This window comes from Clostridium sp. AF50-3 (assembly GCF_003477445.1).
Lineage (GTDB): Bacteria > Bacillota > Clostridia > Lachnospirales > Lachnospiraceae > Otoolea > Otoolea fessa.
Map to the genome: position 1 here is coordinate 1 of NZ_QUDH01000004.1, position 19464 is coordinate 19464.

The 19464-nt window shown below is 49.1% G+C and carries 19 protein-coding genes, 2 tRNA genes and 1 riboswitch; of the genes, 20 read left to right on the forward strand and 1 reads right to left on the reverse strand.

Annotated elements, in window-relative coordinates:
* The first annotated feature begins 182 nt into the window (after positions 1-182).
* The 17 genes from DW085_RS05760 to DW085_RS05845 all read left to right on the forward strand — a co-directional run bounded on the left by DW085_RS05760 (position 183) and on the right by DW085_RS05845 (position 16193).
* Positions 183-256 (forward strand) — tRNA-Pro (locus DW085_RS05760).
* A gap of 13 nt (positions 257-269) precedes the next feature.
* Positions 270-342: transfer RNA gene (locus DW085_RS05765), tRNA-Gly, on the forward strand.
* Positions 343-663: 321 nt separating this feature from the next.
* Positions 664-1395: a 30S ribosomal protein S2 gene (rpsB, locus tag DW085_RS05770; protein WP_022359217.1), complete on the forward strand. Its 732-nt coding sequence runs from the start codon at positions 664-666 to the stop codon at positions 1393-1395.
* Positions 1396-1519: 124 nt separating this feature from the next.
* Positions 1520-2452 (forward strand): translation elongation factor Ts, encoded by a 933-nt coding sequence (tsf, locus tag DW085_RS05775; RefSeq protein WP_117796323.1) that lies wholly within the window; start codon positions 1520-1522, stop codon positions 2450-2452.
* Positions 2453-2909: 457 nt separating this feature from the next.
* Positions 2910-3016: riboswitch (TPP riboswitch) on the forward strand.
* 392 nt (positions 3017-3408) lie between these two features.
* Positions 3409-3945: an energy coupling factor transporter S component ThiW gene (thiW, locus tag DW085_RS05785; RefSeq protein ID WP_117796324.1), complete on the forward strand. Its 537-nt coding sequence runs from the start codon at positions 3409-3411 to the stop codon at positions 3943-3945.
* Positions 3938-4759 (forward strand): hydroxyethylthiazole kinase, encoded by an 822-nt coding sequence (thiM, locus tag DW085_RS05790; RefSeq protein ID WP_118491774.1) that lies wholly within the window; start codon positions 3938-3940, stop codon positions 4757-4759. Before thiW ends, thiM begins: the two co-directional genes overlap by 8 nt.
* A gap of 54 nt (positions 4760-4813) precedes the next feature.
* Positions 4814-5449: a thiamine phosphate synthase gene (gene thiE / locus DW085_RS05795; RefSeq protein WP_117796326.1), complete on the forward strand. Its 636-nt coding sequence runs from the start codon at positions 4814-4816 to the stop codon at positions 5447-5449.
* A gap of 182 nt (positions 5450-5631) precedes the next feature.
* The gene (gene thiD, locus DW085_RS05800; protein WP_118472126.1) at positions 5632-6441 is read left to right on the forward strand and encodes a bifunctional hydroxymethylpyrimidine kinase/phosphomethylpyrimidine kinase; all 810 of its coding nucleotides are present in this window, start codon (positions 5632-5634) and stop codon (positions 6439-6441) included.
* Positions 6438-7100: a thiaminase II gene (tenA, locus tag DW085_RS05805; RefSeq protein ID WP_107000374.1), complete on the forward strand. Its 663-nt coding sequence runs from the start codon at positions 6438-6440 to the stop codon at positions 7098-7100. The genes thiD and tenA overlap by 4 nt, the downstream gene beginning before the upstream one ends.
* Positions 7101-7102: 2 nt before the next feature.
* Positions 7103-7855: an ABC transporter ATP-binding protein gene (locus DW085_RS05810; RefSeq protein ID WP_118491776.1), complete on the forward strand. Its 753-nt coding sequence runs from the start codon at positions 7103-7105 to the stop codon at positions 7853-7855.
* Between the two features lie 35 nt (positions 7856-7890).
* Positions 7891-8631, forward strand: coding sequence for an ABC transporter permease (locus DW085_RS05815; RefSeq protein ID WP_118491998.1), 741 nt, complete (start codon positions 7891-7893; stop codon positions 8629-8631).
* A 236-nt stretch (positions 8632-8867) separates the two neighbouring features.
* Positions 8868-9935: an ABC transporter substrate-binding protein gene (locus DW085_RS05820; protein WP_233430188.1), complete on the forward strand. Its 1068-nt coding sequence runs from the start codon at positions 8868-8870 to the stop codon at positions 9933-9935.
* Positions 9936-10192: 257 nt separating this feature from the next.
* Positions 10193-11266, forward strand: coding sequence for a tryptophan--tRNA ligase (gene trpS, locus DW085_RS05825; protein WP_107000372.1), 1074 nt, complete (start codon positions 10193-10195; stop codon positions 11264-11266).
* A 249-nt stretch (positions 11267-11515) separates the two neighbouring features.
* On the forward strand, positions 11516-12835 hold the full coding sequence (locus DW085_RS05830) for a sodium-dependent transporter (protein WP_118491778.1): 1320 nt from the start codon (positions 11516-11518) through the stop codon (positions 12833-12835).
* 355 nt (positions 12836-13190) lie between these two features.
* Entirely contained in the window at positions 13191-13847 is a 657-nt protein-coding gene (locus DW085_RS05835) for a DUF6465 family protein (RefSeq protein WP_118491780.1), read from the forward strand.
* Positions 13848-14384: 537 nt separating this feature from the next.
* Positions 14385-14612 (forward strand): hypothetical protein, encoded by a 228-nt coding sequence (locus DW085_RS05840; protein WP_117796332.1) that lies wholly within the window; start codon positions 14385-14387, stop codon positions 14610-14612.
* 189 nt (positions 14613-14801) lie between these two features.
* A complete protein-coding gene (locus DW085_RS05845; protein WP_182430806.1) occupies positions 14802-16193 on the forward strand; it encodes an RsmF rRNA methyltransferase first C-terminal domain-containing protein in 1392 nt (463 codons plus the stop codon).
* Here the strand turns inward: DW085_RS05845 and DW085_RS05850 are convergent.
* A complete protein-coding gene (locus tag DW085_RS05850; RefSeq protein ID WP_118491782.1) occupies positions 16190-17077 on the reverse strand; it encodes an RluA family pseudouridine synthase in 888 nt (295 codons plus the stop codon). The genes DW085_RS05845 and DW085_RS05850 overlap by 4 nt on opposite strands.
* A gap of 212 nt (positions 17078-17289) precedes the next feature.
* Between DW085_RS05850 and purE the strand changes: the two genes are divergently transcribed.
* The 3 genes from purE to purN are packed head-to-tail and all read left to right on the forward strand — an operon-like array spanning position 17290 to position 19459.
* Positions 17290-17802, forward strand: coding sequence for a 5-(carboxyamino)imidazole ribonucleotide mutase (purE, locus tag DW085_RS05855; RefSeq protein WP_107000367.1), 513 nt, complete (start codon positions 17290-17292; stop codon positions 17800-17802).
* A 38-nt stretch (positions 17803-17840) separates the two neighbouring features.
* Positions 17841-18872 carry a phosphoribosylformylglycinamidine cyclo-ligase gene (gene purM, locus DW085_RS05860; RefSeq protein WP_118491784.1) on the forward strand — a complete coding sequence of 344 codons (1032 nt, stop codon included), beginning with the start codon at positions 17841-17843 and terminating at the stop codon, positions 18870-18872.
* Positions 18866-19459, forward strand: a complete 594-nt coding sequence (purN, locus tag DW085_RS05865) for a phosphoribosylglycinamide formyltransferase (protein WP_107000366.1) — start codon at positions 18866-18868, stop codon at positions 19457-19459. The genes purM and purN overlap by 7 nt, the downstream gene beginning before the upstream one ends.
* Positions 19460-19464: the final 5 nt, after the last annotated feature.

Genomic DNA, 19464 nt, shown 5'->3' on the forward strand with positions numbered 1-19464 from the left:
GCGTAGTAATACGTGAAGCTGACTGTTACTAATCGGTCGAGGGCTTAACCAAAAGGTTATGGTTAAGGATAGGTAAGAGGAAGTTATTTCCTGAAGGATGAAAGATAGAAAGTAGAAGAAATTCAGTGTGCAGTTTTGAAGGTATATAAACTTTCAAGAAAATCAAATATAAACGTGGATGACGGGGTGTGGCTCAGCTTGGCTAGAGCGCTGGTTTGGGACCAGGAGGTCGCAGGTTCGAATCCTGTCACCCCGATTCTTACAAATATGCGCGAGTGGCTCAGTTGGTGGAGCGCGACCTTGCCAAGGTCGAGGCCGCGGGTTCGAGTCCCGTCTCGCGCTCTTTTTATTTCTAGGATTTATGCGGGTTCCGAGGTTTTCGGAGCCCGCTTTTAATTTACATAGAATTGCTAAAAGTTTTTACTGAAGGTTTTGTATTATCATTCCGTATATGCTTGCTGGAAGAAATTCAAGAAACGAAGAAAAATGAAGGAAAATGCGTGATTTTTTTAATTTCCACTTGCATGTATACCGTGCCTGTGATATAGTATAAAGGCTGAAAATTCACGCCGGTCGGATTTACGCAGGACGGTGCTCATTATGAGTCCCCGCGGAAAGCATGAGAAGACGGCGGAAGAAAAACCAAAATTGGAGGAAAGAAACATGAGCGTTATTTCAATGAAGCAGTTACTCGAAGCAGGTGTACATTTTGGACACCAGACCAGAAGATGGAACCCGAAAATGGCTCCGTACATCTACACCGAGAGAAATGGTATCCACATCATCGACCTTCAGAAATCTGTAGGTAAAGTAGATGAGGCTTACAAGGCAGTATCCGATATCGCAGCAGACGGCGGCACAATCCTGTTCGTTGGTACAAAGAAGCAGGCTCAGGACGCTATCAAGACCGAGGCTGAGAGATGTGGTATGTTCTATGTAAACGAGAGATGGTTAGGCGGTATGCTGACAAACTTCAAGACCATCCAGAGCCGTATCGCTAGATTAAAACAGATCGAGGCTATGTCTGAGGACGGAACTTTCGACGTTCTGCCGAAGAAAGAAGTTATCGAGCTGAAAAAAGAGTGGGAGAAGCTGGAGAAGAACCTGGGCGGTATCAAAGATATGAAGAAGATCCCGGATGCTATCTTCGTAGTAGATCCGAAGAAGGAAAGAATCTGCGTACAGGAGGCTCATACTCTGGGTATTCCGCTGATCGGTATCATCGATACCAACTGTGATCCGGAAGAGCTGGATTATGTAATCCCGGGTAACGATGATGCTATCCGTGCCGTAAAACTGATCGTTTCCAGAATGGCAGACGCTGTTATCGAAGCTAAGCAGGGCGAGGCTGAGGCAGCTGCAGCAGAGGGCGAAGCAGAGGCTACAGAGGCTTAATTAACCCCAAAATTAAAAACTGAAACCAAAAGACCAGGAGCACGCCGCGGTTTTCCGCATAAAAGCGTGCTCCGCGCGGGTATACGAACGTGTACCTGAATTTATATACACGGAGGGATTTAAGATGGCAGTTACAGCCGCAATGGTAAAAGAGTTACGTGAAATGACAGGCGCTGGTATGATGGACTGTAAGAAAGCTCTTGCAGCTACAGATGGCGACATGGACAAAGCTGTTGAGTTCCTGAGAGAAAAAGGACTTGCAGGCGCTACTAAGAAAGCTGGCCGTATTGCAGCAGAGGGTATCGTTATGACTAAGGTTACCGCTGATGAAAAGAAGGCAGTTGTAGTAGAAGTAAACGCAGAGACAGACTTCGTAGCTAAGAACGAGAAGTTCCAGAACTATGTATCTGATGTTGCTGAGCAGGCGCTGAACACAAGCGCAGCAGATATTGACGCATTCCTGGCTGAAAAATGGGCAAAGGATCCGTCCCTGACAGTTGCAGAGGCTCTGTCTTCCCAGATCTCCATCATCGGCGAGAACATGAAAATCCGTCGTTTTGCTCAGTTAGCTGAGGAGAATGGTTTCGTTGCTTCCTACATCCATGCAGGCGGCAAGATCGGCGTTCTGGTAGACGTTGAGACTGACGTTGTAAACGATGCAATCAAAGAGATGGCTAAGAACGTAGCTATGCAGGCTGCAGCTCTGAAACCGCTGTACACCAACGACAGCGAAGTAGATGCAGATTACATCGCAAAAGAGAAAGAGATCCTGACTGTAGCAGCTAAGAACGAGAAGCCGGACGCAAACGACAAGATCATCAGCGGCATGGTTATGGGTCGTATCAAGAAAGAGCTCAAAGAGATCTGCCTTCTGGATCAGGTATATGTTAAGGCTGAGGATGGCAAGCAGAGCGTAGCTCAGTATGTAGCTCAGGTTGCTAAAGAGAATGGTGCGAAGATCACTGTTAAGAAGTTCGTTCGTTTCGAGACTGGTGAAGGTATCGAAAAGAAGGAAGAGAACTTTGCAGAGGAAGTTGCAAAGCAGATGGCACAGTAAGCGAACTACTTGTTGTAACTTCATATAACTTATTAGAAAGTGCTGAAACCCAGTATTTATGTAGGGTTTCAGCACTTTTTTGTGTACTGTTTTTTGATACTTTTTTATATAACTTGTTGCAATTTATTATATCTTCTTATGCGAATTGTGTAAAAAAGTGTGTAGTGAGTTGTGTAGAGGTTTTGGGGGATTTGTGTAATAACACGAATGGAACGCCTCAGCTGATTGCAGACGCGCCTTTGCAGTCTGCTCAGCATTACATTTACCGGTCTCAGGATCCCATTAGCGATTCTTTTGGGTGGCATTATGGGACTCACCGGAATCTGGCGGGCGCTTACGCTGACCTTGATCGTGAAAGGATAGGGGATAAAAGTGCACCAGAAAGTCGCACTTGAAAATTTCGCCAGATGCGCTATAATAAGTCTGGCGATGGTTCAGCAGGGAAACATTGCAAATTTGATAAAAACAGGGGAGCTCGTTAGCGGGCTGAGAGGAAGTAATCGAACTTCGACCCTTTAACCTGATGCGGATAATGCCGTCGTAGGAAGTCATGAGATGAATTTTTACAGGAGATATCCGCAGGGGTATCTCCTGTTTTTTCATATAACAGGAAAATCCGTTGAAATTTCCTGTTATATAAAAGCCCTACCGGGCGGGATCGCACTGCGGCGGAAGGGAATCATGTCGCAAGCAACCGCGCTCGGCGCGGGAATGTGCCAGGGCACATTCTTTTAAAATTAAATTCTTTGAAAGGGGGAACGTATTCCGCATGTGTGCGGCGAGCTGAGGGGGAGCGCCCTGGGCTTTGTAGGCAGCGATGGGAAGCCGTGTTCCGGCGTGAGAGGATACCAGAGAGTATCGACCGAATTTCATGCAGAAAACGTAAATTGTTCGTAACTGTTCAAGAATATCAAAGAAACAGAACAGTTGCAAATTTTCAAAGAAGGAGAAGAAAAATGAATAAGACAAACACGAAAAAACTGGCGATTGCGGCTGTATTCTGTGCCGTTGCCGTCGTAGGAAGTTTATTTTCCGTTCCGGTGTTCGGAAGTAAGTGTTCCCCGGTACAGCATATGGTAAATATCCTGTGTGCCGTTCTTCTGGGACCGGGCTATGGACTGGGAGCGGCCTTTGCAGCGGCGCTGATCCGAAATCTGTTAGGACTTGGAAGCCTGATGGCATTTCCAGGCAGTATGTTTGGCGCCCTGATCTGCGGACTGGTTTACAAGAAAACGCAGAGTGTGTTCGCAACTTTGATCGGTGAGGTGCTTGGAACGTCCATTCTGGGCGGATTTGCAGCATATCCGGTGGCAGTTTTCCTGATGGGAAAGAGCGCGGCGGGACTGGCTGTCTATGCCTATGTGGTTCCGTTTTTGATCTCGACCGCGGGAGGCGCGATCATAAGCGCGGTTCTGATTTTAAGTTTAAAGAAAGCCAATATTTTAGCAGGAATGCAGGAAGCACTGAGAGAGGAGAAGCCAGCACATGTTTAAAGAAATATTTGATAATGTAAGAGAAAAATGTCCGTTAATCCACAACATTACGAACTACGTGACTGTCAATGACTGTGCCAACGTGGTACTCGCATGCGGCGCGTCCCCGATCATGGCGGATGATAAGGACGAAGTTTCGGATATCCAGACCATCTGCGGCGGACTGAATATCAATATCGGCACATTAAACAGCCGGACCATCGAATCCATGCTGCTTGCCGGAAAGCGGGCAAATGAGCTGGGTCATCCGGTAGTTTTAGACCCGGTAGGCGCCGGTGCGTCGAAACTCAGAACAGAGACCGCCAATCAGCTTTTAAAGGAAGTCAGGTTTACCGTGATCCGCGGGAACATTTCGGAGATCAAGACACTGGCACTTGGAAATGGGACGACGAAGGGCGTGGATGCCGATCTGGCAGACCGGGTGACGAAGGAAAATCTGGACGAGGCGGCAGCTTTTGCGAAGGCATTTGCCGGAAAGATGAATGCGGTCGTTGCGATCACCGGTGCGATCGACATTGTGGCGGATGCGGAGAAGGCATACTGCATTTACAACGGTCGTCCGGAGATGTCTTCCATCACGGGAACCGGCTGTCAGCTCTCGGCTCTGACGGCGGTCTTTGTGACAGCCAACCAGGAACAGCCGCTTGAGGCAGCTGCTGCGGCAGTCTGCGCGATGGGACTGGCCGGGGAGACGGCATACGCCCGTTTAAGTGAACTGGACGGCAATGCGACTTATCGGAATTATATCATTGATGCTATTTATCGCATGAACGGAGAAGCGCTGGAGGCTGGAGCAAAATTTGAAGTAAGATAATAGAGCTTTAGTGTCCGTTTTTATAAGAACAGCTGAGAAAAGGAGGAAATGCAGATGAACTGCAGACCGGAAGATATGCTGCTTTACGCGGTGACAGACCGCGCATGGCTGAAGGGGGAAACTCTGGAGAGTCAGGTTGAGAAAGCTTTGAAGGGCGGGGCGACGTTTGTCCAGCTGAGAGAAAAGGAGCTTGACGAGGCGGAGTTTCTGGAGGAGGCAAAGAAGCTTAAAATACTTTGCAGAAAGTATCAGGTTCCGTTTGTGATCAATGACAACGTGAAGATTGCCCTGGCGGTGGATGCGGACGGCGTCCATGTGGGACAGAGCGATATGGAAGCGGGAAAGGTCCGGGAAAAGCTGGGACCAGATAAGATCATCGGCGTTTCCTGCAAAAATGTAGAACAGGCGCTTCTTGCGAAAAAGCATGGGGCGGATTATCTGGGAGTCGGAGCCATCTATCCGACGGGAACCAAAAAGGACGCCGATGCCGTGACGCCGGGGATGCTTGCCAAGATCTGTCAGGCAGTCGATATTCCGGTTGTTGCGATCGGCGGACTGAATAAAGAACATCTGGAACTGTTAAAAGGAACAGGTGTGGACGGCATTGCAGTGGTCAGCGCCTTGTTTGCGGCCGATGATATTGAAAAGGCAGCAGAGGAACTGAAGGAAGCTGTAAAAAAGGTTCTGTAAAGATGAAAACGTTGTCATTTTGTCAAAAAAATGGCATGAAAAGGTTTATGAGAAAAAGCTTGTGAAAAAAGCTTCATTAAAAAATGGTAAGAAACTTTGCAAAAAGTTTTTTATGGCGGCACATTGGGGGCACCACCTTGTGTCGCCTTATAAAAGTTATTGATGCCTGAAAGGAGTTAATTATGAAGACAGCATTAACAATCGCTGGAAGTGATTGCAGCGGAGGCGCCGGTATCCAGGCCGATTTAAAGACGATGATCGCCAATGGAGTATATGGAATGAGTGCGATCACGGCGCTGACGGCCCAGAACACAACCGGCGTCCAGGGGATTTTTGAGGTAACCCCGGAATTTCTGGAACAGCAGATTGACAGCGTATTTACGGATATCCGTCCGGATGCGGTAAAGATCGGCATGGTTTCTTCAACCGGACTGATCAAGTCGATTGCGAAGAAGCTTTGTGAGTACCAGGCAGAAAACATTGTTGTGGACCCGGTTATGGTGGCGACGAGCGGAGCAAAGTTAATCGGCGACGACGCTATCGATACCTTGAAAGAATCGCTTTTTCCATTAGCGGCGGTTCTGACACCGAACATTCCGGAGGCGGAGGTCTTATCGGGAATGAAAATTAAGTCTGCCGACGATATGATTGCGGCAGCAAAATGGATCAGTGAAACGTACCATTGTGAGGTTCTCTGCAAGGGCGGACATCAGTTAAATGATGCCAACGATCTTTTATACCGGGACGGCGGATACCGTTGGTTTAACGGAAAACGCATCCACAATTCCAACACCCATGGGACGGGCTGTACCCTGTCCAGCGCGATTGCATCCAATCTGGCGAAGGGCTATGATCTCGACACCGCGGTGGAACGTGCCAAAGCATATATTTCCGGCGCACTGGGAGCGATGCTGGATCTCGGCAAAGGATCCGGTCCGATGGATCATGGATTTGATTTCCGGGGAAAAGGATTTGCGGAGGAACGCGTATGACAATGACAGAGAGGCTTTTGGAAGCCACAAAGGAGATCTGGGCTGGTTACAATGAAAAACCGTTCGTAAAAGGCATTGCGGACGGCAGTCTGGATCATGATAAATTCAAATATTATATGATACAGGATTATCTGTATCTGATTGATTACACAAAGGTGTTTTCCATCGGGGCGGCAAAATCAACGGATCTCGCATTTATGCGCCTGTTTGCCGGATATACCCACTCGATTCTGGATGGGGAGATGGATATTCACCGTGCTTACATGGAACGTTTGGGGATAACCAGAGAAGAGGCGGAACAGACGCCGGTCGCTCTGGATAACCTTTCTTATACTTCTTATATGCTTCGCATCGCTTATGAGGGGGGCGCGCCGGAGGCGGCAGCAGCGATATTGTCCTGCGCCCTCAGCTATGAATGGATTGCGAAGAAAATCGCAGCAGACAGACCGGATGCCGACAAACATCCATTTTATGGGGAGTGGATCCGGGGATACGCTTCCGAGTCTTACCACAAAGAAAACGAAGTCCTTGTAGAGTGGATGAACCGTCTGGCAGAGGATCTGTCTGAGAAACAAAAGAAACATCTGGTGGATATTTTTGTGGCCTGCTCCCGCTATGAAGCGGCATTCTGGGATATGGCGTGGGAAATGAGGCGGTAAATATGCTTACATTTGACAACGTGCGTTTCCAATATGCGGTAGAGGATTTTTCGATCATTGACCATCTGTCGTTTGAAGTCCAGGATGGGGAGTTTGTGTCCATCATCGGCGCTTCCGGCTGTGGAAAAAGTACGATCTTCCGGCTGGTAAATAAGCTTTTTACCCCGGCTTCCGGTGTGATCCGGGTGGATGGGGAATCGATCGAAACGAAGAAAAATTACTGCGGATATATGCCGCAGCAGGATCTGCTGTTTCCATGGCGCACCGTGCGGGAGAATCTGATGCTTCCGATGGAGATTCAGGGCGGATATTCGAAGGAACAGATGCAGAAAAAAGCGGATGATGCGCTTCGATCGGTTGGACTTGCAGACTGGGGAGATAAGACGCCGAAAGAGCTTTCCGGCGGTATGCGCCAGAGAGCCGCCTTTGCGAGAACGGTTCTGACGGGTTCAGACCTTCTGCTTTTGGATGAGCCGTTTTCAGCCCTGGATTATCTGACAAGACTGTCTATGCGGGAGTGGCTTCTGGAACAGTGGGAGAAGGAGAAAAAGACGGTTCTTTTCATCACGCATGATGTGGAAGAAGCGGTGTTTCTGTCCAGCCGGATTCTCGTGGTGGAACAGTCACCGATCACACATCTGCGCTCCATCGAGGTCCCGGCGGGATATCCGCGATCCCGGGAAGAGCTTCGCAGACCGGAGATTCTGTCCTTAAAGGAAGAACTGATCGGAATGCTTAAGAAGGAGAAGGCGTGATGGAACAGAAAAAAACAAATAAAATGGGAAGCCGGATGAATGCGAATCTTCCAGCCCTGATTCTGGTGGCGGTGCTTCTGTTTACATGGCAGGCAGCGGCTATGGGGATTGATGCGGCCTATATTCTCCCGTCTCCGGTTCAGGTGGTTGTACGGCTGTGGGAACTTCGGGGTCCATTATTTACGGCACATCTGCCGGCGACGATGTCGGTAGTCGTGATTGGACTTTTGATCTCGATCGTGCTGGGCGTGGGACTGGCTGTGCTGATGGATGCCAGTGAGACGGCAAGAAAGGCGCTGTATCCGCTGATCATCGCCTCGCAGACAATCCCGACGACGGCGCTGGCACCGCTGTTTGTCCTCTGGTTTGGCTACACGATCTGGAGCAAGGTGCTGGTAACGGTACTAATTACGTTTTTCCCGATCACGATCACGGTATTTGACGGGTTCCGGTCGGTGAAGACGGAAATGGAAGAACTTTTGTTTACATTTGGAGCGGATAAACGTCAGATCTTTTTGAAATTAAAGATTCCGGCGACGCTTCCGTACTTTTTTTCAGCGATCAAGATGGCGGTACCGCTGTCGATCATCGGAGCGGCGATTGGAGAATGGCTGGGCGCTCAGAGCGGACTCGGATATTTCAGCCGGAGAATGATGACCCAGTTAGATGGAGCCGGTGTATTTGCACCGATTCTGCTCCTATCGGTAGTGGCGATGGCGGCAACGTGGATTGTCTCGCTGCTTGAAAAGCGGATGATTTTCTGGAGGAATGAGTAGGAAATTGTGATATAGGATGAAATTTTGAAGTATGTGTGCGGATATTGAAAAGTCTGTATTTTTGAAATGTGTGCTGCAGACCGAAAAAAGTGTATTCACAAAAAAGCTACTTGTGAAGAAGTGCAGATCTTTGAGATTGGTATGTGAATCCAGCAAGTCATATGCCAAAAGAACTGGAAAACAGGTAAGTGATAGGGAAATATAAACGGAAATTTGTAAAAATGAAAGGATATGAGATGAAAAAACGAATGAAAATGGCTGCCGCAGTGATGGCAGCAGTGATGGGAATGATGACACTTGGCGGATGTGGAACGGCCAGCGAAAAGAGTGAGACAGCTGCTCAGGCAGAGGGCACGGATGCGAAACAGACCTCGGAAGATGGAAAAAGTCAGGATCTTAAGGAGATCAATGTGGTTCTTGACTGGTATCCGAATGCGATCCATACCTTTATTTATACGGCGATCGAGCGCGGTTATTATGCGGAAGAAGGACTGGATGTGAAAGTGCGTTTTCCGGCCAATGCGAACGATGCGTTATCACTGGTAGCGGCTGGAAAGGCGGAGATCGGCATGTACTATCAGCAGGATGTGATCCAGGCGGTTGCCAATCAGGGAACGAAGATCAAATCCATCGGTGCGATCGTGCAGTCCCCGTTAAGTGTCGTTCTTTCTTTAAAGGATAAGAATATCACAGGACCGGAAAATCTGGTTGGAAAAACCGTTGGTTACGGCGGAACAGCACTCAGCGAGGCGGTTGTCAAGAGCATGATGGAATATGTGGGAGCGGATGCATCGGATGTAAACCTGATCGATGTCGGATTTGAACTGATGAGTTCTATGACGACCGGCAATGTGGATGCGACGATCGGATGCCTTGTTAACCATGAGGTTCCGCAGATGGAGGAAGAGGGCTTTGATGTCAACTACTTCATGGCAGCTGGATATGGAATCCCGAATTATTATGAGGAAGTATTCCTTGCCAACAACGAAATGATCCAGCAGGAGCCGGAAGTTCTGGAAGGATTCTTACGCGCATCGAAGAAGGGCTTTGAAGACTTTAAGAACGATCCGAATGGCTGCCTGGCAATCCTGATGAATAATCAGAATGAGGAAAACTTCCCTCTGACCCAGAGCGTGGAGGAGAAGTCCTGTGAGACACTTCTGCCGCTCATGGAGAGCGATGAGGTTCCGTTTTTGACCCAGACCGAAGAGTGCTGGCAGGAAAACATCGACTGGATGAGCGAGAGCGGGCTGATCGATAAGAAAGTGGATGTTTCGGATGTGATGGTAAACCTGCAGGAGTAAGAGCCAGAAGTAGTCAGAGACTGGCTGTTTGCGCAGAGCAAGTAAATTTCCGGAACTGGAAATTCTGGTGTTTAACATATATATGCAAGACAAGAATGGTAACAGAGTTACAGAGTTACTGGGGAAGATGGAGTCTCAGAATGTTGACAGTCTGCCAGCCAGGATATATAATATTTTCGTAACTGTTCAGTACCTTAACAGTCACGCGCAAAAATCCATTAAAGAAAAAACACCAGAATGGAAGGGGAAACAAATAGATGAAGAAAATTATTTTAACCGGCGATCGTCCTACAGGACGCTTACATGTCGGACATTATGTTGGCTCTCTGAGCGAGAGAGTGAGACTTCAGAACTCCGGCAAGTTCGATGAGATTTATATTATGATTGCCGATGCGCAGGCACTGACGGACAATGCCGATCACCCGGAAAAGGTGCGTAAAAATATTCTGCAGGTTGCCCTGGACTATCTGGCTTGTGGAATTGACCCGGAGAAATCCACCATCTTTATCCAGTCGATGGTGCCGGAGCTGACAGAGCTTACTTTCTACTATATGAACCTGGTTACGGTATCCCGTGTACAGCGAAATCCTACCGTAAAAGCAGAGATTCAGATGCGTAATTTTGAGGCAAGCATTCCGGTTGGATTCTTTACTTATCCGATTAGCCAGGCGGCGGATATCACTGCATTCCGCGCGACGACCGTTCCGGTTGGAGAGGATCAGATGCCGATGTTAGAGCAGTGCAAGGAGATCGTCCACAAATTCAACAGCGTGTACGGCGAGACCCTGACGGAACCGGAGATTCTGCTTCCGTCCAACAAGGCGTGTCTGCGTCTGCCGGGTATCGATGGAAAGGCAAAGATGAGCAAATCGCTTGGAAACTGCATCTACCTCTCTGATTCGGAAGCAGATGTGAAGAAGAAGATCATGTCCATGTTTACAGATCCAAATCACCTGCGTGTCGAGGATCCGGGTAAAGTCGAGGGCAATCCGGTCTTCATCTATCTGGATGCATTCTGCCGTCAGGAGTATTTTGCAGAGTTCCTGCCGGATTACCAGAACCTGGACGAGCTGAAAGCACATTACCAGAGAGGCGGTCTGGGCGATGTGAAGGTGAAGAAGTTCTTAAATAATGTTATGCAGGCTGAACTTTCACCGATCCGTGCAAGACGTCAGGAGTGGGAGAAGAGAATCCCGGATGTATTTGACATTCTGAAAGAGGGAAGCAAGGCAGCAGAGGCGAAGGCTGCGGAGACGCTTCGCGATGTGAAGGCTTCAATGCGGATCAATTACTTTGATGATGACAGTCTGATCGATACGATCGGGGACTAAGAGAAAAAGTGGAAATTCGGCGCGGCTTTCTGGAATGCCGGGAGTGTGCTGCCGGAAATGAATTGAATTAAGAAATAGAGAAAAGTCTGTCTTCTGGCATGGGAAAGGTGTCGGGGGACAGGCTTTTTTGCGTGATTCCCACTTAAAAATGGTTTACATAGTCCCTAAAATTCGATATAATAGTCTGTATTGCGTTATAACGCAAGGCTATATCAAATATGAAATGAAAGAATACTAAGAGGGCTACACATGAGTAAAAACAAACAATGGGCGAGTAAGCTGGGCTTTATTATGGCGACGGCTGGGGCGGCGATTGGATTGGGAAATCTGTGGAAATTTCCATATCTGATGGGAAAGAACGGTGGATTTCCATTTCTGGTTGCGTATCTGTTTTTTATCGTCGTTCTCGGACTGCCGGTTATGATCACGGAAATGTCCCTGGGACGGAAGACGCGGCATGATCCGGTGCAGGCATATGCGGACATTCATCCGCACGCACGGATTGTCGGTATATTCGGCGTACTGGCGGCGTTTATTATTTTGAGTTATTACAGCGTCATTGGCGGCTGGATTTTAAAGTATATTGCCAGCTATGTGACGACGGCGGCAGCGCCGGATTTTAACGCCTTTATCGGCAGCAGCGAGCCGGTGATCTGGCACATTGTATTTATGGCAGCGACTATAGCTGTCTGCTATTTTGGCATCAATGGCATTGAGAAAGCGAGCAAATTGATGATGCCGATGCTTCTGGTTCTGTTATTTGTCATCATTTTCAGAAGCGTGACGCTTCCGGGAGCTTCGAAAGGACTGTTATTTATCTTCCAGCCGGATTTTTCGGCGTTCACGCTTTCTTCTGTCAGCGCGGCACTGGGACAGGTGTTTTATTCCCTGAGTCTCTGTATGGGTATCACGATCACCTACGGAAGCTATCTGAGTGGAAAGGAAAATATTCCAAAAAGCTGTATGATCGTCGGTGGTCTGGACACCGTGATTGCGGTTCTCGCGGGTATCGCGATCTTTCCGGCAGTATTTGCCTTCGGTCTGGAGCCGGGACAGGGACCGGGACTGATTTTCGGCACACTGCCGATGGTATTTGCGAATATTGCGGGAGGAACTTTCTTTGCAATTCTGTTTTTTGCGCTGGTTTTTTTCGCAGCCGTTACGAGTGCGATCGCACTTCTGGAAGTCTGTGCATCTTTTGCGATTGATTCGCTGGGCTGGGAACGCAAGCATGCGGCGCTTGTGATTGGTACGGCGATCACGCTGCTTGGCATTCCGAGTGCGCTGTCCTTCGGCGTCCTGAGTGATGTCACAATCCTGAATCAGTCGGTCTTTGATTTCGCCGGACTGGTAACGGATAATATTCTGATGCCGCTCGGTGGACTCACGATGTGCTACTATGTAGGCTGGAAATGGAAACCGGAGTATCTGCTTGCGGAGATCGAGGCGGACGGTACGAAGTTCCGTCTGGGAAAACTCTGGGTGTTCTGCATCCGATTCCTGACGCCGGTTATGGTGGGAATCGTCAGTGTAACTGGATTTTATAATTTGTACTTGGCGATTCGGTAGGAAGAGCGGTTTTGTTGACAAAAACAGGAAATTGCCGTATAATTTGTTAAAGTTCAGACAAGGTCATGGAAATAGGGATAGGATGTGCTTGACGGTGGATCAAGGGCGGAAAAAGACCATTTGTGTGATAATCTGAATGGACAGACAACTTGGGGAAACTTGAATATAAGACAATTAAATTATGGGGATACCGCAGAATGACAAGGATGTGATTAGGCGGTGTCCCTACTTCGACTGTCGGGAATGAATCGGATATGAGGCATTGCCGCAGGCGGAAAAGCTGCGCCGTGTGAGTGAGCACAGAATCACAAGCCGGAAGACGTTGCGGAGAAAGCAGAGAAGGAGGATGAGATATATGGTTCAGAGAAAGAAAACATTAGCCAAGACAGCGGCAAAGAAATCTGTTTCAACGGAAGAGAAAAAGGTTCCGTCTGTTGTGGAGAAAAAAGAGACAGCCGTAGCTGAAGTGGCGAAGAAAGAAACGGCAGTGGCAGCAGTCGCAAAGAAAGAGACAGCGGTAGCGGAAGTGGCAAAGAAGGAAACAGCTGTTGCAGCGGTGGAGAAAAAGGAGACGGCAGTAGCATCCGTTCCGAAAAAGGAAACTGCACTGGCACATGTAGAGAAGAAAGAAACAGCCGTAGCGCCGGTACAGAAGAAGGAGACCGCCCTCGCAGAGAAGAAAGAGATGGCAGCAGCCGCAGAGAAAAAGGAGACAGATGTGACCGTAAAGAAAACAACTGCAAAGAGAACTACAAAGACAACCACAAAGACAACCACTGCAGCAAAGAAGACAGCTGCGAAGAAGGAAGTAAAGACAGTTGCATACGTACAGTACGCAGGTGCTGAGATTTCTATCGAGAAGCTGGAGGCAGAAGCAAAGAAAGCATATGCAGCTCTGGGACATAAAGAGGACGAGATTGAGACTCTGACCCTGTATGTTAAACCGGAAGAGCGTGCCGTTTACTATGTGGTAAATGGAGAAGGTTCCAGCGAGTACAAGATTGTGTACTAAGGTGGGCGTTCGGTGAAGTTTCCGGCTCTGTATGACGGGAAGGTTACATACCATATCTGCTTAAAATGAGGGAGCAGGTATAAAAATCTAAGAATGGTAAAAAGCCAGTTTTTATATCTTTGGTGTATTAAGAGAGATATAGAACTGGCTTTTTTGTTGATAGGGAGATGTTTTAAAAACGCTTTGCAAGAATTACAACAGGGAATGCGGATGATTCGATGCCAGGCGTAGTGAAGGAAAAAACAGCCAGAACAGTACGCCAGCGGTTAAGGTCAGGCAAATTTCCATGGCACTGTTGATGATTCCCGATAAAATCCAGCTGTCCAGACAGAAAACACAAGAAATCCAGAGAAGCAGGAGGCAGAGGCGCCCACGGGCAGCAGGAGAATCCAAAGAGTGAGTCAATTTGCTGAAAAAGGCAGTATGGGAGTTTGTTTGGGAATAACGGGCAGGAGCTGGGGACGAAAGATAGAACTGCAAGCTTAAATAAAACAGATTATAAAGAAATAACAGTGCAGCCGCCAGCGCCAGAAGCGTGTGAAGGATAGCACAGACTGGGAGGTGCTCCGGGGTATAGGGCAGCAGGGCAGCGGCAGTGAGGAGAAGCAGGCAGCATTTTGCCTGGCGGGGGCGGTACAGGGAGAGTTGGGAGTAGAAAAAGCCGCCGCAGAGCAGGCACCAGAGAAAAAATTCGCCGCGTCGGTGCAGTGCGATGCTGATACTGGAAAAATTGGAAGAAAACAGATTGCATCCGCGTGTGAGTGAGAAACTAAAAAATGGGAGGAGAACGAACGTAAATATCCATCGAATCATGAGGATAGTGTGGGAAAATGGGGCGGAAAAGATACTGGAAAGAAGAGGCAGAAATAGTTGACGGAATTGCTGTTTATGTAATAGTATTATTATTTAGGAAAGATGAATTATATGTTTGATTAAGAAGGATAATACAAAACCATGATAAATTTACCAGCAGCATTTACTGAACGAATGAAACAGATGCTCGGCAGGGAGTACGATGCGTTTATCGCCAGTTACGACAAGGAGCGCTCACAGGGACTGCGCGTGAACGGACTGAAAACGAATCCGGCGGAATTTGCTAAGACGGCTCCATTTTCTCTGAATCCGGTTGCGTGGGCGGCGGAGGGATTCGCTTATGGGGCGGAGGATCGTCCGGGGCGTCATCCGTACCACGATGCGGGCGTTTACTATATTCAGGAGCCGAGCGCGATGATTGCGGCTTCGCTTTTAAACCCGCAGCCGGGGGAAATGATTCTGGATCTCTGTGCGGCACCGGGCGGAAAATCGACGCAGGCGGCGGCGAGACTGGGCGGAGAAGGACTTCTGGTGAGCAATGAGATCCATCCGGCGCGGGCAAAGATTCTCTCGCATAATATCGAGCGCATGGGAATCCGGAATGCGGTTGTGACAAATGAAGATTCCGGGCGGCTGACGAAGTATTTTCCGGCATTTTTTGATGGGATCATCGTGGATGCACCGTGTTCCGGCGAGGGAATGTTCCGCAAGGATGAGACGGCGGTCACGGAATGGAGCCCGGAGAATGTGCGTCGCTGTGCTGGGCGGCAGCAGGAGATTCTTGAAAATGCGGCGATGATGCTGAAACCGGGCGGACGGCTGGTGTACTCTACATGTACTTTTGCACCGGAGGAGGACGAGCAGGCGATCGGACGTTTCTTAGAGGCACATCCAGAGTTTGCGCTAGAGGAAACGCCGGACTATCCGGGACTTTCGCACGGCGTTCCAGCCTGGGGCGCGGGTGTGACGGATGGAATTGAGAAAACGATCCGTATCTGGCCGCACCGGACCGAGGGAGAAGGTCATTATGCGGCACTTCTTCGAAAAACGGGCGAGCCGGAGAGCGTGAAGCGTAAATATCCGGCTTCGGTGAAAGACAAGAAGCTTCTGGCAGTCTATGAGGATTTTTGCAAGGAGATATTTATAGAGCCGAAGAAATGGACGGCGGACAGTACGATGACGATGTTTGGCGACCAGCTTTACCGGACGCCGGAGGAGATGGTCGATTTTAAGGGGCTGCGGGTGCTGCGCCCGGGGCTTCAGATGGGAGAATTTAAGAAAAACCGTTTTGAGCCGTCCCACGCGCTGGCACTTGCCCTGCATTCATCGGAGGTAAAACAGAACGTGAACCTGTCTGCCGACGCGCCGGAGACGGCGGCATACCTGCGCGGCGAGACGATCCAGCTTTCGGAGGAAGACGCCGGAAAAGGCTGGTGCCTTGTGAGTGTGGACGGGTATTCGCTCGGATGGGGCAAGAAGAGCGGCGGGACGCTGAAAAACCATTATCCGAAGGGACTGCGGAAGCAGTATTAATAGAAGAAGGAAAAATCCTCCGGCATCGGAGCCGTAAACTCCATTGCTTCCCCAGTGATCGGATGCCGGAATGCCACCGTATAGGAGTGAAGTGCCTGCCGTCCGATGAAGCGGTAATCCGGGTTGTATAGAAAATCACCTAAAAGCGGGTGTCCGATAGCTTTCATGTGGACCCGGATCTGGTGGGTGCGCCCCGTTTCCAGACGCAGCAGGACGAGGGAGCAGTCGAGATCGTCCCGGTAATCGAGACACCGGTAATGGGTGACGGCGTGTTCCCCATGATCCATATCGATGCAGCGCTCGATGGTAGAACCATCTTTTCGGGCGATCGGCAGGTCAATGGTGCCGTATTCTTCTGGTTTCCCGGAGACAATCGCGAGATATTCGCGGCGTATTTCTTTTTTCGCAGTCATGGCGGAGAGAAATGCGCCGCTTATTTTATGTTTAGCGATCAGCAGAAGACCGGTGGTGTCTCGGTCTAAGCGGTTCACGGCACGGAATACGAAATGTTCGCCGCGCGAGGCAAAACGGTACGCGAGGGCGTTTGCCAGCGTATTTTCATGGTGTCCCTGGGACGGGTGGACAGGCATTCCGGCGGCTTTGTTGAGTATTATGAGATCTTCGTCTTCATATACTATATCGATCGGAAGATTGACCGGAAGAATATCTGAGGAAACGGGTTCGTCCGGGAGAAAGAGTGTCAGGGTGTCTCCGATCTGAAGCGGTGTGTTCAGCCAGGATGGAGTCCCATTCAGGCAGATCTGCTCAGGGTTCTGTTTGAGTTCGATGAGGATGCGGCGGGAATATCCGGCATCGCGGAGGAAGGCGCCGATGGTGTCAGCTTTGTTTTTATTTGTAATAGTGTATGATAATGTCCGTTTCATTTAGGGAACCTCTTTGTAATCATTGTGATGCCAATAAGGATAACATAAAAGCAAGGAGGCTGCAATCTCATAGTATTTTTTGAAGGATTCTCGAAACCCTATTGACTTGCGATCAAAAACCTAGTATCATTACTAATAAGTAAAGCTGTTTTTATTCAAATTACTTATAAGTAGAACTAATAAATACAATGCAGAGAAAAGGAGAATGAACGATGGCAAAAGTAGGAATTGTAATGGGAAGCGATTCGGACATGCCGATCATGGCACAGGCAGCAGATTTTCTGGACAAGATGGGGATTGATTATGAAATGACAATCATTTCTGCACACCGTGAGCCAGACATCTTTTTTAACTATGCAAAATCCGCTGAGGAGAAAGGCTTTAAGGTTATCATTGCAGGTGCTGGTAAGGCAGCGCATCTGCCGGGTATGTGCGCGGCACTGTTCCCGATGCCGGTGATCGGTATTCCGATGAAAACCTCGGATTTAGGCGGAGTTGATTCTCTGTATTCGATCGTACAGATGCCATCCGGTATTCCGGTTGCAACGGTAGCGATCAACGGCGGTAAGAACGCGGGTATTCTGGCAGCCAAGATTCTGGCAACTTCCGATCCGGAGCTGTTAGCGAAATTAAAGGCATACTCCGAGGAGATGAAGAATGAAGTAGCCGGTAAGGATGAGAAATTACAGAAGCTGGGACATAAAGAGTATCTGGCACAGAAATAAAAACAAAAAATATAAACAAGGACATACGGAGGAAAACCATGGATTACAAGAATTCCGGAGTAGATATTGAGGCTGGTTATAAGTCAGTAGAACTGATGAAAGAGCATGTAAAGAAAACGATGCGCGAGGAGGTGCTGGGAGGTCTGGGAGGCTTTGCCGGTGCATTCTCCCTGGCAAAGATTAAAGAGATGGAAGAGCCGGTTCTCTTATCTGGTACGGACGGCTGCGGCACAAAGGTAAAGCTGGCGATCATCATGGACAAGCATGACACGATCGGTATCGATGCAGTTGCGATGTGTGTCAACGACATTGCATGTGCAGGTGGCGAGCCGTTGTTTTTCCTAGACTATATTGCCTGCGGCAAGAACTATCCGGAAAAGATCGCGGATATCGTAAAAGGCGTTGCAGAAGGCTGCTTACAGTCGGAGGCAGCTCTGATCGGCGGCGAGACAGCCGAGCATCCGGGACTGATGCCGGAGGAAGATTATGATCTGGCTGGTTTTGCTGTCGGTGTGGTTGATAAAAAAGACATGATTACCGGCGAAAACCTGAAACCGGGTGATGTACTGATCGGTATGGCATCCACCGGCGTTCACAGCAATGGTTTCTCCCTGGTCCGCAAGGTGTTTGAGAAGGAACTTAACAAAGAGGGGCTGGAGACCTACTATGAGGAGTTGGGAACCACGCTTGGCGAGGCACTTCTGGCACCGACCCGTATCTATGTAAAGGCGCTGAAAGCAGTGAAGAATGCAGGCGTGACTGTGAAAGCGTGCAGCCATATCACAGGCGGCGGCTTCTATGAGAATGTTCCGCGTATGCTGAAAGACGGCGTCCGCGCAGTCATCAAGAAAGACAGCTATCAGATTCCGCCAATCTTTGGTATGCTGGCGAAGAAAGGCGATATCGAGGAGCATATGATGTACAATACCTACAACATGGGTATCGGCATGGTTGTAGCAGTCGATGCGGCTGATGCAGAGCGTGCGATGGAGGCAATGAAGTCCGCTGGCGATACAACGTACATCATCGGTTCTATTGAGGCAGGAGAAAAGGGAGTAACATTATGCTAAGAGTCGTTGTAATGGTGTCTGGAGGCGGTACAAATCTGCAGGCAATCCTGGATGCGGTTGATAACGGCAAGATCACGAACGCAGAGGTTGCAGCGGTTATCAGCAACAATGAGGGCGTTTATGCGATTGAGCGCGCGAAAAAACACGGTGTCCCGGCATTTGTTGTGACTCCGAAGGCGTATGAGACGCGAGATGCATTCGATGAGGCGCTTTTAGAGACCGTCAAGGCGTGTAAGCCGGATCTCATCGTTCTGGCTGGATTTCTTGTGAAGATTCCGGCGGCGATGATCGAGGCATACAGAAATAAAATTATCAATATTCACCCGTCCCTGATTCCGTCTTTCTGTGGCGTCGGCTATTATGGACTGAAGGTGCATGAGGCGGCACTGGCGCGCGGCGTCAAGGTGACGGGCGCGACGGTTCACTATGTGGATGAAGGAACCGATACCGGTCCGATCCTCTTCCAGAAAGCCGTAGAGGTGCAGCCGGATGATACGCCGAAGACGCTGCAGCAGCGCGTGATGGAACAGGCAGAGTGGGTACTGCTTCCGCAGGCGATCGATGCGATTGCAAACGGAAGAATATAAGGAGA